Genomic DNA, 11,887 nt, shown 5'->3' with positions numbered 1-11,887 from the left:
CATTAGATGAATAGGCCCAGGCCAAAAGTTAAGGAGAAGAGAAAGGTGGTGAGCGCCACTTTTTTGAGTTCGGGGTCGAGTGAAGCCGGATCGGTGAAGGTTGCTACGATGCGCACATTGCTGATAAGTGGCGGCAGAATAATGAGGTAGATAAATTGCCAGATGGAACCTCCGTTGAGCAGGGTGAAGCACACTGCACAACACACGGCAGCGAGCAACAGCAGCATGTGGTAGGCTCTCGACCAGTAGTCGCCAAGCCGCACAGCCAGTGTGTTTTTGCCTACCCGTGCATCGGGTTCTCGGTCGCGCATGTTGTTGAGGTTCAGTACGGCCATTGATAGAAAGCCTATAGCAAGTGCAGGAAGAAACACTCCCGGCGACCATTCATGTGCGTGTAAAAAGTAGGTTCCTCCCACACCGGTTAATCCAAAGAACAGGAGCACAAACAAGTCGCCCAATCCAAGATAGCCGTATGCTCTATTGCCTACAGTGTAAGCGATGGCTGCCGCAATTGCCGCCAGACCCAACACCAGGAAAATGCCAAAAACCCTGGCATCCAGCCCGCGGGTGCCAAAATAAAGCAATCCAATACCTGAGATCAGCGCAAGTACAGCCGTAATGATGATGCCTTTTTTCATGGCGGCAGGTGATATGGCACCGCTTTGAATGGCTCGTTGGGGGCCGATTCGGTCAGCATTGTCAGTGCCTTTTACACCGTCGCCGTAATCGTTGGCGAGATTAGACAACACCTGCAGAAACAAAGTGGTAAGCAAAGCAAGCACCAGCACAGACCATTTGAAGTCTGCGAAAGCAGCAGCCAGAAATGAGCCCGTTAGAATACTCGAAAAAGCCAGGGGGAGCGTCCTTAAACGAAAAGCCTGAACCCAGTTAGCGATACTAGCCATGCTTCACTGTTTTGGTTTCCAGCCATGCCGCCTTCAACTTTCGGAAGTACTGTTTAAGAACCCGGTCATTGTCGTGGCGCGGTGTAAAAACCTCTAGTATTGAAGGACCTGAATCATTATCGATCCACGCCGGGAGTGTTTTTTGAAGATCTTTGTAGTTGTGCACGGCTACGTAGCGCAGGCTGTAGCGCGCAGCCAGTTGTTCAGCGCGGTGTGTGTGATGGGCTTCGAAGTAGCGCTCAAGCTCGGTTTCGTCTTTGGCACCGTCAATAATCCGGAAAATTCCGCCCCCGCCGTTGTTCAGCACCATCACCTTGAAATGCTCGGGAATGTGCGAATGCCAAAAGGCATTGCTGTCATATAAAAACGCCATATCACCGGTGAGGAGCAGGGTGGGCTTTTCGCTGATGTAGGCAGAACCCAATGCAGTGCTGGTGCATCCGTCAATTCCGCTGGTACCGCGGTTGCTGCTCGAAAAAGCCGGCCGGCCTTCGGTAAAAAGCTGCACATAGCGCACCGTAGCACTGTTGCCCTGGTAAAAATGAATGTGCTCAGGAATAACCTGAAGCAAGGTCTCAGTTGCCAACATGTCGGAAAACGGGCACGAACGCATATACTCTCGATGGGCTTCGCCGGTAATCTTGTTTAATGAACGAAACCAACGGCTGTAAGATGAATCAACCGGCATCAACTTCTGTGCGAGGAGTTGCATGGCTTCCGAAGGCGAAGTGCGCAAACTGTGTGTCAGCGCCTGAAATGTATTGGGGTGCTGAATGTCCGGATCAATATGCCAATGCTCCCGCGGTTTGGCTGCACGAAGCAATGCCTTGATTTTTTTGGAGATGATTTGGTGCCCCACAGTTAACAACACATCCGGTTGAAATGCGGCTAAATCGTCATCTTCAATGCTGAAAGCAAGACGGTCGATGGTGCCAAAAAGCAAGTTGCCGTGCAGGTTGGAAGTTGTTTCGGTGAGCACCACTACCTGAGGGAGATGAGACAGTTTGTTGATTGCGTCGTTGAGTTCTTCATTGGGGTCTGACATCCCGCAGAGAATCATGATTCGGTGGCTTTTTGCAATGGCCTCAGGGAAACCCAGCCAGTCGGTATTTGCAGTTGTTGGGCCGGCAGGCGAGGAGTGAGGAAATTCCTGACTGTTGTATTCGCGGGTGTTGTAAAGTGGTTCGCTCAAGGGCACATTGATGTGAACAGGGCCGGGAACAGGATGGCTGCAAGCGTTCAGGGCAGATTCGATGGTACAGCGGTTTTGAGCTCGGTCAGCCTCATTTTCAGCATCCTGAATCAATTCAAAACTACCGCGGATAAAATTCCGGTACACATTTTTTTGGCGGATGGTCTGGCCATCGCCCTGATCAATCCATTCCGCTGGCCTGTCGGCGGTAACTACAAACAAGGGCACACGTTGGTAAAATGCTTCGGCTATGGCAGGTGCGTAATTAAGCGCGGCTGATCCCGAGGTGCAGCAGATCATAACCGGTGCCTTCAACTGGCGTGCCATGCCCAGCGCGAAGAAAGCTGCCGCCCGCTCGTCGGGTATCACGTAGGTTTCCATTTCCGGATGGCGGTGCAGCGTGATTGACAGGGGCGCGTTGCGTGACCCAGGCGAGATGACCGCATGACGAACACCATGGTTGACAGCCATCTGCACCAAATCAAATACGCCGGGTATGTCAGAAAATTCCAAAGTCAGGGATTTAAGTCTTTTCGAAGTTGCGCAAATTTTCAACTACCGACAAAAGAGTACGGATTTTATGTTCAGTTTCATTCCATTCATCTTCGGCATCCGACGCGGCTGTGTAGCCACCCCCGGCGTAATATTCAATTGCGGTGTTTGTAAAACGGAGACAGCGCAGATTGAGATATAGTCTGGCTGAGTCGGGCCCCGCTTTCCCTAAAAAGCCGCCATAGTATGAACGCGGGTGTGATTCGGTTTGTTCAATCAGCTTGAGCGCTGCATCCCGCGGTAAGCCAGCGATAGCAGGGGTAGGGTGAAGTCGCTTCAGCAAACTTGTCCAACTAAAACCTTTTTCGGATTGGGCAAAAAAGCGGCTGCAAAGGTGAATCACATTTCCCGCCCGAACCGAATGTGCGGCTTCTATTTTCTGAAGGTTGAGATGAGGAGTTTGTTCGAGAACATCGCGAATGAATTCAGTAACCAATTGTTGCTCTTCCAGCTCTTTGTTGCTCCAATCGGCAGACGGAGTGCCGTCGGGGAGCAAAGCCCTGGTACCTGCCAGGGATACCGTTTTGAGTTCTCTGTTTTCAAAATCGAGCAGCAATTCCGGTGTTGCGCCCAGCCACGCAAATTGCCCTTTTTGTATCAAGAGGTGAATAGTAGCGTTGGGATACACCTGGCAAAGTCTGTCGAACAAGCTCAAGGGGTTAAAACCATCCGGAACAGGGGTTTGCTTCACCCTTGAGAGAATCACTTTTTTCATTCCTCCATGGCGCAAATCACCGAGTATGGTTTGTGCCTGAATTTGATAATCAACGGGGTCGGTATCAGGTATGGCATCTGCGTGGAGGTTTTTGGTGAAATGTGCAATCTGACTACGTACATTTTCCACATCTGGGTCTGGCTCCAGAAAAAAAGCTTGTTCGCTATCTTCACCAAAGGGCATATAGAGAAATCCGTCGCTTGAAATTGCCGGAAATCCAGGGTTTTGAGACGCTGAACCCGAAAAGGCTTCGGTTTCTCTACCCGGCAAGCGCAAAAGAGCAAGTGCGTCTGAAAGTTCTGCTCCCATCAGGGCCTGGGGATAATCATATTGGTAAGGCGGCAAATGGCGATTTGTTTTTCGCGCTCGTCCCAAACTTTGATATCCCAAACATGCAGCGTTTTTCCTTTGTGGATGAGTTTCCCCTCGGCAAAAACGTATCCTTTTCTGGCGCTGCGGAGGTGGTTGGCATTGATTTCAATACCCACTACCGCCTGATTATCCTGGTCAATCATCAGGTACGAGCCGAGGCTTCCCATGGATTCGGCCAGGGCTGCCGTAGCGCCTCCATGAAGCAAACCCATGGGTTGATGGGTGCGGTGGTCAACGGGCATTTTAGCTCGGATAAAATCGTCACCAATGGCGGTGTACTCAATTCCGAGCGTTTCCATGAGAGTGTTCTTATTGAATTGATTGGCTTTTTCCAGAAGGTCCATGAACAAGCTTTGAAAGGGGTTGTAAAGATAGCGTTAATTTTGGGGGCAAAGTTCATGGATATGCGCATTCTGCTGGTTGAAGACGAGGAAAATTTGATGGAGGCCATTCGGTTAAACCTGGAGTTGGAAGGGTACGATGTGCATTGCTCTGAATCGGGTATCGATGCGCTGGAGAAACTCCGCAACAACCTCTATGATTTGGTTGTGATGGACGTCATGCTCCCGGGGTTGGATGGTTTCACGGTTTGTGAAACGATTCGCAAAGAGGGTAATCGGATTCCGGTATTGTTTCTTACGGCCAAAAGTGCCGGTACAGATCGTGTAAAGGGCTTGAAAATTGGCGGTGATGACTATCTCACCAAACCTTTTAACCTGGAGGAATTACTGTTGCGGGTTGAGCGGCTGCTGGAGCGAACGGCTGTTATTCCGGTAGAGTCAGGTTTGAAAACCTACAGTTTTGGCGGTAATCATGTGGATTTTGTGTCTTACGAGGCACAAACCGGAAACATGGGCCGTCGCACACTCACACACAAAGAATGTATGCTTTTGCGCCTGCTTGTTCAGCGTGAGGGTGAGGTGGTTTCCCGCGAGGAGATTCTCGATACTATTTGGGGCGACGACGCCACTCCATCGCTGCGCACCATTGATAACTTTGTGGTGGCATTCAGAAAATACTTTGAGCCCGACCCACGCGAACCTCGGTTTTTTCAGAGTGTCCGCGGAGTGGGCTACAGATTCACCAATTGCGAAGAATAGTTTTGTGCCGTTTCATGGGTTTTAGAAGCTGAAAAGCCGCCCCAATGATTGTTTCTTCATGCCGACGAGAGGGTTGAAATTCCCGATGAAAAGCATTATTTGACGATAAAGTGAAAAAAAAAGCCACAAAAAAAGGCAACCAAGTTTTTAGGCTGCGTTTTAGGGGTACAACTTTAAAGAAGCAAATCGAAAAGTTGTGATGGTTTCAAATTTCCTTGCAGGTTTTAGCAGAAGAGCGTCCAACGGGGCGCTCTTTTGTTTTTTGGATTCGGTCATAAAAAAACGCCTTCCGATTTCGGAGGCGTTTTTTGCAAAAGTGCTTAAAAGCAGGGGTCAGGCGTTTTGCTTGATGCGCGGTCCTGAAGATTTTATTTCACCGTTGGTGTGCTCCTCAAACTTGCGAAAGTTTTCGATGAATTTCTCTGCCAGTTTAAGCGCTTGTGCATCGTAAGCCGCAGCGTCGCTCCATGTTGATTTGGGGTCGAGCATTTCATCGGGTACCTCGGGACAGGTGAGTGGCATGTGAAGGCCAAACACCTCGTGCTCTTTATACTCAACGTTGTCAAGTTCACCGCGAAGGGCAGCCGTAATCATGGCGCGGGTATAACGCAACTTGATACGCTCGCCCACACCGTATGCTCCGCCCGACCAGCCCGTGTTGATCAACCACACGCGCACGTCGTTTTCGTCCATTTTCTTTCCGAGCATTTCAGCGTATTTAGAAGGGTGCAGCGGCATAAACGGAGCACCAAAACAGGCCGAGAAGGCGGTTACCGGGTCGGTAATACCGGCTTCGGTACCTGCAACTTTGGCGGTGTAACCCGACATGAAGTGGTACATAGCTTGCCCCCGCGAAAGTTTAGAGATGGGAGGCAATACGCCATATGCATCACAGGTAAGGAAGAAAATGTTTTTGGCATCGCTACCCACCGAGGGCACCATAATGTTGTCAATATGGTGTAGAGGATAGCTCACGCGGGTGTTTTCGGTGATTGTAGAATCGGTGTAATCGGGTTTTGACGGATCGTTTTCGTCAAAGCCTATGTTTTCAAGAAGGGCACCGAACTTAATGGCGTTGAAAATTTGAGGCTCTTTGTCTTCAGACAGGTCAATGCATTTGGCGTAGCAACCACCTTCAAAGTTAAACACGCTTCCGTTGGCCCATCCGTGCTCGTCGTCGCCAATCAGACGGCGGTTGGGATCGGATGAGAGTGTAGTTTTACCTGTGCCTGACAGACCAAAGAAAATGGCAGTATCTCCGTCCTCACCTACGTTGGCTGAACAGTGCATGGGCAATACATTGTGCTTGTATGGTAGAACGAAATTCAGCACCGAGAAAATTCCCTTTTTGATTTCGCCGGTGTAGCCGGTTCCGCCGATGATGATCATTTGTTTGGCGAAATTCACAATGGCGAAGTTGTGCTGGCGGGTATGGTCAATGGCAGGATCAGCGTGAAAACCGGGAGCACATACTACGTTCCAGTCTGGAGAAAAACCTTTGATCTCCTCATTGTTCAGCCTAATGAACATGTTGTCGACAAAGAGATTCGACCAAGGGTATTCAGAAACAACGCGAACATTCAAACGATACTTGGGGTCAGCGCAAATAGAAGCGTCTTTAACGTACACGTCCCGGTTGCAGAGATAAGCCTGAAGGCGATTGAGTAGTTTGTCGAAGTGAGCCGCATCAAATCTTTTGTTGATATCGCCCCACCATACATTGTCTTCAGTAAGTTCGTCGCTTACGAGGAACCGGTCTTTGGGTGATCGTCCAGTAAACTCACCGGTATTGATGGCGAGAGCACCTGTGTGGGTAAGGATACCCATTCCATTCACAATGGTTTCCTCTACCAGTTCAGCGGGAGTCAGGTTCCAAAAAACGTTTGCTGTGTTCTCTAAACCGAGGTAGCTCAGGTCAGCATTGTCCGGTTTACGTCCGAATACGGTCATATTGATCTGTTTTAGTCAATGATTAAATAAACGAACGACAAAGGTAGGCTTTTAGCTAGAAGCAGCCCAGTGAACGCCCCCATGATTTACCAACGCGTTATCACCAATGACGGCAGAAACGTGACCATTCCTATTCCTGTGCGCTGGGGATGCCGTTGCCGTTGCGCACGGCGGAGAGTGCGAGGAACAACCATGCCGCGATAAGATAGAGTCCTCCGAGCGGGGTTACCCACCAAATATGGGGAGCAAGCTCAACGCCTGCCAGTGATGCAGCCGCGAGTGCATAAATGGAACCCGAGAAGAACAGAATGCCTCCGAAGAAAAAAGTTGTGGCCGTGCGAAACAGTTTTTTGCTAAAGTGCTTTGTGTGAAAGGCCAGAAGAAGCAGGGCCAGCGAATGATAGATTTGATATCGCACACCTGTTTCGAATGATTGAAGCATTTCTGCGCTCAGTCTTTCTTTGAGCGAGTGGGCGCCGATAGCACCCAGAATCACTGCAATGGCCATCATTAAACAGGCTGCGATAAACATCTTTTTATTCATGCGGCTAATGTACGAAGTCAAGATGAGGGATATAAAAAAACCGCCCCTTGATTGGGGCGGTTTTCAGTATGCTTGGAGTCGTTAGTTTCGCTCTCTGGCCATGCGCTCCATCTCCTTGTCGAAGGTTTCTTTGAAACGCTCGTAGTCGTAGTCAATGCGCAGACGCTCGTCGCGGCTGATGCCCTGGTTGATGGCGTTGGCCAACTCTTCTCCACTCAGCTCGATGGCTACGTAGTACTTGAAGTTACCGTTTTCAGTTACCCGAACCACTTCTTCGCAAATGGTGCGGATTCCATTGAGCTGCTGGTCAACTACCTCTCGGGTAAGGGCTTCGTATCGCTCTTCAATTTCCTCTCGGTTGTTGAACTCGCGGGTCAGCACGTAATCATCAATTACACGTTTCACGGTGGTGTTAATAGCTGACGCGAGATCTGCTCTTGCGTTGGTATAGGCACGTCGCTTGGCCGTTGCCTGATCCATGCTTTCACCGAGGTTATTGGCGCGGAAGAACTTGCTGTCGCTAAAGTAATCCGGTCCGGCACAGTACTGAGTGATACGAACTTCTCCTGTAGGGGCAGGTCCTGGTTGTGCGGCTTTCTTTTTCTTTCCGCAGCTGGTTGAGCCGATGGCCAGCCCCAGAGCCAGAAGACTCATGGTAAATACACGGGGGTTGATTAGAGCTTTCATGATTTCCGTTTTTTATGATTTGTCAAGGGTTTTTCACAAACTGTGCCAAAATAGTTATTTCTTACATTATCGTATTCAAAACTCGCTGCATAAAGGCGCGATCTATCCTCTCCTGTCCGCGGTCAAAAGCAGTAAAACCCGCCCTTTCATGCGTGTTGCTTACACCTCTTATATCTTTCATGGATTCTTCGTAATACACCTTGTTGCCAGCCAAATCAGTAAGGCGCAGCGACATATCCAAAAAAGCTACTGCAAAGCCATTGGTTTCACCGCCTTTTCGCGTGCGCGCATGAATGGATACCAGAATATCCGCCTGATTGCGGTTTTGAGAAACAGGTAGCCCGTTTTTAATCACCTCATTACTGAAATGGTCGCGCAATCTTGAAAGCAGTTCGCGGTTGTTGAGGTTTTGCTCGTTACTCTCGATGAAAAACACAGGTCTTTCCAACTCAATTTGCACCTTGAGGTCAGGGGTTTGCAGATTGCGAACCAACCTGAGCATATCCCGGTCCAGAGCGCGCCGGTCAAATAATTGCTCCAGCTCAATTTGTGCCCTAAGTTCATTGTACGTGGTGGTCAACTCTGGGTTTTTAATGGGAACAATGAGGGTTCCGTTTGAAGCAGTGTTTTGTAGGTCTCTTACGATTCCTGAACTTGCTCTGTATTGGTACCGAACAGGTACTCCACCGAGCATGCTGCCGGTGATTCTGTCGCTTGCAGTAATAACACATTGTTGGCTAAACCCATTGCTCAGGTTAAGCACCACCCGCGCGGGTTGGGCTACCAGATTGATATGGTTGGCCATGTCCTGAATTTCCTGAAGTATGGCATTGTCAAGCAGCACTGTTCTTCCGTCTAAATCATACTCGTTGCTTTCGGCCCAATAGGGTTTCATGATTGAAAGAGCGCGTACCTGCAAATCGAACGCAGAGGCTACCTGTTGATTTTGCCAAGCCGTTCTTCCGTTTCGGTAAAAATCGGCAGCATTGTTAAGTACGGCGCGTTTCTCCGCTTCCTTGCGGGCATAGAATTCAGATCTGTTGAGACGATAATACACCCAGTACTGCCCATTGGATTCCCAGGTGTCAACCAGTTCATAACCTTCCAGATTGAGGTTGGTGCTTGTTCGAATGGTTTCGGTAAATTCAGATTGGAACTTGTAGTCGCGCTCCAGGGTGTACAGGATAGAATTGGATGATACGTTAATTTGTATCTCAGAGGCAAGGTCGTTTAATGCCAGGTTACGTGCCGTTTCAATGTGATCGGTGCTGTTGGGTCGTCTGGTGGCAACACCTATGCCGTGAAAGAACACGGAGGAAGTAGGTTTGCGATCCACCCAGTGGGGGCGGGGGTTTGCTTCTGCGGCAGAAACAGACTCCTGGGCCGCTTGCTTTTTGCCTGAGCAGCCAGCTCCCAACATCAACAATAAAATGGTTGGAAGAACGAGCCATACGTGAGTGGTGCGCATCACTTTGACATCTGTGTTGCTACTTCACGACTGATCTGATTGGAGATGTCGTTGAATAGTGCATTCGAAAGTTCAGTGGCTGATTTCATGGTTCTGCGCGCCCGCAACAATCCATCCAACTGGCGTTTGGCAGCAGGAGCCGGGTTGCGCACATTTCCACTGGCTGGGAAGAGCATGGCTGCATTTCCGTCGAAGTCGGCAAAGTGAATGGCATCCCGAGATTCACGATCAATAATTCGGGAGGAAAGCACTTCACCGGATTCCAGCGAAAGCAGCTTATACTGAAAGGTAAGATGTACGGAATTGCTTCCGGTGTACTCGCTGTATTGCACAGGGCGGTATCGGGTTTCGAAGTAGGTCTGTCCTGTTTCTGCACTTTTGCGTTGCACTTGAAATCCCTCAAACCCATTTCTGCGAGTGTGCTGTAAACGACCCTCCTGAACCCTGTAGTCTAATACTTTACCGGTTATAATGGCCTTGGCGCCTGCCAGTTCACCTACCCGAATAGCTGTTTCTTCATTAAACAGTCCTGAAAGGCTTAACTGTTGTTCCTCAATAAGCCTTTCCATATCACTGCGATCCACAAAGCGCAAAAAGGGATCTGGTAAACGCGAGAGTTCATCAAGCAGGTATGCACTCACTCTCTTTTCTACATTGGCTTCGTTCGATACGTTCTCAAACGGAACAAGGGCAACCACGATGCGCCCTTTTTCCAGCGCTTCCCGCTGAAGTTCACGAGTGTCTTTGAAGTTGGGAGTGCGATCCAGAATTTGCCGAAAAAATCCGTGTGCCTTGCGATAGTCGCCGTTGTCCAAAGCTGTTTTCCCCTGAATGTAAAGGGGCTTGCTAAATGCTTTGTCGGCCAGGTCACGTGCATCCCGGAAGTTTGGGTCAAGAGCCTTTACTTCTTCAAACTTTGCTTTAGCATCTTCAAAGCGCTGCTCAGCAAGTAACTCTTCGGCTTCTTCATAAAGTTCTTCCAGCACAATTTCTTTGCTCCTTTCGTAGTCCTGGGTAAAAAATTCGGGGATATTTACCTCCACACCAACCCGCCGTAATTGGGTCTGATAGGCTTGGGCTTCACGGTATTGCCTTACTGCTTGATGCAGGTCGCCGGATTTGTTGCTTCTGCTGAAACGATCCAGCCTGTCGTTCAAAACCTTTTGACCTGTTTGCGACATGCCTATTCGGGCCCGAACGTTGTTTCTGTTTCGCTGAAGCGCCTGAAAGTAAAAGTCAGCAGCTTCGGTGTAAAGACCGGCAGCATTCATCCTGTCGCCGCGCTTGGCTAATGACTGGGCACCTCCGCAGCCCGGCAACAGGACAACAATGGCAAAAAGGGTTACTATGTAGCTTAGGCTTTTCAAATTGTGGTGTTATCTGCGAGACTGGATAAATCGGTTTAAATCATCCACGCTGGACGAAAAAGTGAAGCTGTCGTTCAGCATCCAGTAGTTCCCGATGTCGTGAGTGCGATCGTAAGCGTGCTTCGCAAAATCCAACTTGCTGTCTTCAAAGGTGAAGAGGGGGAGCAGTTCTTTCACCTGAGAAGTTGTGAGGCAGTTGCTGGCAGAGATTTGCTTGGCAACGGTGATTTTGTTGTCTTCAAAAGTCTGGTTGCTGATGGTTTTCTTGGCTTGTTCAAACTGGCTGTCGGACATCAAAAAACCTGAGCAACCTATAGGACCGCTGTAACCCGGAACGAGGGGTTCAACTACCTCTTCTTCAACCACGACAGGGTCTACGGGTTGAGGGCGGGTTGCGGGCTGACGGGTGGTAGTAGTGGTAGTAGTGGTAGTCGTGCTACTCATACTGCCGGTTTCATCGTGAATGTTCACATCCATGGAAATTCCAACTCCATCCACATTGATTCCGATGGAGGCACCCTGGCCGGCCGGGCGAGCGGGGCGTTCACCCTCGGTAACCACAACTGTGGTTTGAACTACTTCCTCGTCGGCAACAGGGATGTTTGTAGGACGGGCAGGAGTGGGTTCCGCAGTGGCCGGTTCGGCGTGGTAGATAATCACAGGCTGGTCTGCTACCACCGGCGCTGCTGAAATAGGAACAGGCTCGCCAAAAGGACGAAGTACATATTGGCCTTTGCGGTTTTGCATGATTCGGGCGGTAATTTCATGCCCGAATTGCAACATGAAGTTGCGATCCAATGTGCCCAGGCTCTCATCTTCAAATACAATTCTAATCCGTGCCATTTCGCTCGGTAAATCGGTGATTTTTACATTGCTCATGGCATTTTCATTCTGCTTTACGCTGTTAACGAACGCGTAGAATGGCTCTCCCTGGTCTGAGAATATCACGAGATTGGTAGTTTGCTGGCTCAAAGCACTAAAGGACAGCGCGATAAATGAAAAGAGGAAGGTCAGCGTTTTCATGGTTGTTTGTTT

Annotated in this window: 11 protein-coding genes; 1 reads left to right on the top strand and 10 read right to left on the bottom strand. The window is 49.5% G+C overall.

Features of this window, described 5'->3' with window-relative positions:
• Window positions 1–2 precede the first annotated feature (2 nt).
• From EA392_04635 to EA392_04620, 4 genes are read right to left on the bottom strand one after another with little or no spacing between them, the layout of a single operon-like run.
• On the bottom strand, window positions 3–905 hold the full coding sequence (locus EA392_04635) for a 1,4-dihydroxy-2-naphthoate polyprenyltransferase (GenBank protein ID TVR40085.1): 903 nt from the start codon (window positions 903–905) through the stop codon (window positions 3–5).
• Window positions 898–2,610 carry a 2-succinyl-5-enolpyruvyl-6-hydroxy-3-cyclohexene-1-carboxylic-acid synthase gene (gene menD / locus EA392_04630; GenBank protein TVR40084.1) on the bottom strand — a complete coding sequence of 571 codons (1,713 nt, stop codon included), beginning with the start codon at window positions 2,608–2,610 and terminating at the stop codon, window positions 898–900. Before menD ends, EA392_04635 begins: the two co-directional genes overlap by 8 nt.
• Before the next feature lie 10 nt (window positions 2,611–2,620).
• The gene (locus tag EA392_04625; GenBank protein ID TVR40083.1) at window positions 2,621–3,673 is read right to left on the bottom strand and encodes a hypothetical protein; all 1,053 of its coding nucleotides are present in this window, start codon (window positions 3,671–3,673) and stop codon (window positions 2,621–2,623) included.
• Entirely contained in the window at window positions 3,673–4,080 is a 408-nt protein-coding gene (locus EA392_04620; protein TVR40082.1) for a hotdog fold thioesterase, read from the bottom strand. Before EA392_04620 ends, EA392_04625 begins: the two co-directional genes overlap by 1 nt.
• A gap of 60 nt (window positions 4,081–4,140) precedes the next feature.
• On the opposite strand from EA392_04620, the gene EA392_04615 reads away from it, so the two are divergent.
• Window positions 4,141–4,836 (top strand): DNA-binding response regulator, encoded by a 696-nt coding sequence (locus EA392_04615; GenBank protein TVR40112.1) that lies wholly within the window; start codon window positions 4,141–4,143, stop codon window positions 4,834–4,836.
• 333 nt (window positions 4,837–5,169) lie between these two features.
• Here EA392_04615 and pckA read toward each other — a convergent pair whose 3' ends face one another.
• From pckA to EA392_04585, 6 genes are all read right to left on the bottom strand, one after another.
• A complete protein-coding gene (pckA, locus tag EA392_04610) occupies window positions 5,170–6,786 on the bottom strand; it encodes a phosphoenolpyruvate carboxykinase (ATP) (protein ID TVR40081.1) in 1,617 nt (538 codons plus the stop codon).
• Between the two features lie 130 nt (window positions 6,787–6,916).
• Complete coding sequence (locus tag EA392_04605) at window positions 6,917–7,330, bottom strand: DUF423 domain-containing protein (GenBank protein ID TVR40080.1); 414 nt, start codon at window positions 7,328–7,330, stop codon at window positions 6,917–6,919.
• An 81-nt stretch (window positions 7,331–7,411) separates the two neighbouring features.
• Window positions 7,412–8,017, bottom strand: a complete 606-nt coding sequence (locus EA392_04600; GenBank protein ID TVR40079.1) for a hypothetical protein — start codon at window positions 8,015–8,017, stop codon at window positions 7,412–7,414.
• A 61-nt stretch (window positions 8,018–8,078) separates the two neighbouring features.
• A complete protein-coding gene (locus EA392_04595; GenBank protein TVR40078.1) occupies window positions 8,079–9,485 on the bottom strand; it encodes a hypothetical protein in 1,407 nt (468 codons plus the stop codon).
• Window positions 9,485–10,852 (bottom strand): hypothetical protein, encoded by a 1,368-nt coding sequence (locus EA392_04590; GenBank protein TVR40077.1) that lies wholly within the window; start codon window positions 10,850–10,852, stop codon window positions 9,485–9,487. Before EA392_04590 ends, EA392_04595 begins: the two co-directional genes overlap by 1 nt.
• 9 nt (window positions 10,853–10,861) lie before the next feature.
• Complete coding sequence (locus EA392_04585; protein ID TVR40076.1) at window positions 10,862–11,875, bottom strand: DUF4476 domain-containing protein; 1,014 nt, start codon at window positions 11,873–11,875, stop codon at window positions 10,862–10,864.
• Between the last annotated feature and the right edge of the window lie 12 nt (window positions 11,876–11,887).

The organism is Cryomorphaceae bacterium (assembly GCA_007695365.1).
Classification (GTDB): Bacteria; Bacteroidota; Bacteroidia; order Flavobacteriales_D; family SKUL01; genus SKUL01.
The sequence above is the reverse complement of the archived record's forward strand: the minus strand, read 5'-3'. Positions and strand labels throughout refer to the sequence as shown.

Coding starts and splice junctions, on each gene's coding strand:
- EA392_04635 (TVR40085.1), bottom strand. CDS start 905: ATGGCTAGTATCGCTAACTGGGTTCAGGCTTTTCGTTTAAGGACGCTC.
- EA392_04625 (TVR40083.1), bottom strand. CDS start 3,673: ATGGGAGCAGAACTTTCAGACGCACTTGCTCTTTTGCGCTTGCCGGGT.
- EA392_04620 (TVR40082.1), bottom strand. CDS start 4,080: ATGGACCTTCTGGAAAAAGCCAATCAATTCAATAAGAACACTCTCATG.
- EA392_04615 (TVR40112.1), top strand. CDS start 4,141: ATGCGCATTCTGCTGGTTGAAGACGAGGAAAATTTGATGGAGGCCATT.
- pckA (TVR40081.1), bottom strand. CDS start 6,786: ATGACCGTATTCGGACGTAAACCGGACAATGCTGACCTGAGCTACCTC.
- EA392_04605 (TVR40080.1), bottom strand. CDS start 7,330: ATGAATAAAAAGATGTTTATCGCAGCCTGTTTAATGATGGCCATTGCA.
- EA392_04600 (TVR40079.1), bottom strand. CDS start 8,017: ATGAAAGCTCTAATCAACCCCCGTGTATTTACCATGAGTCTTCTGGCT.
- EA392_04595 (TVR40078.1), bottom strand. CDS start 9,485: ATGCGCACCACTCACGTATGGCTCGTTCTTCCAACCATTTTATTGTTG.
- EA392_04585 (TVR40076.1), bottom strand. CDS start 11,875: ATGAAAACGCTGACCTTCCTCTTTTCATTTATCGCGCTGTCCTTTAGT.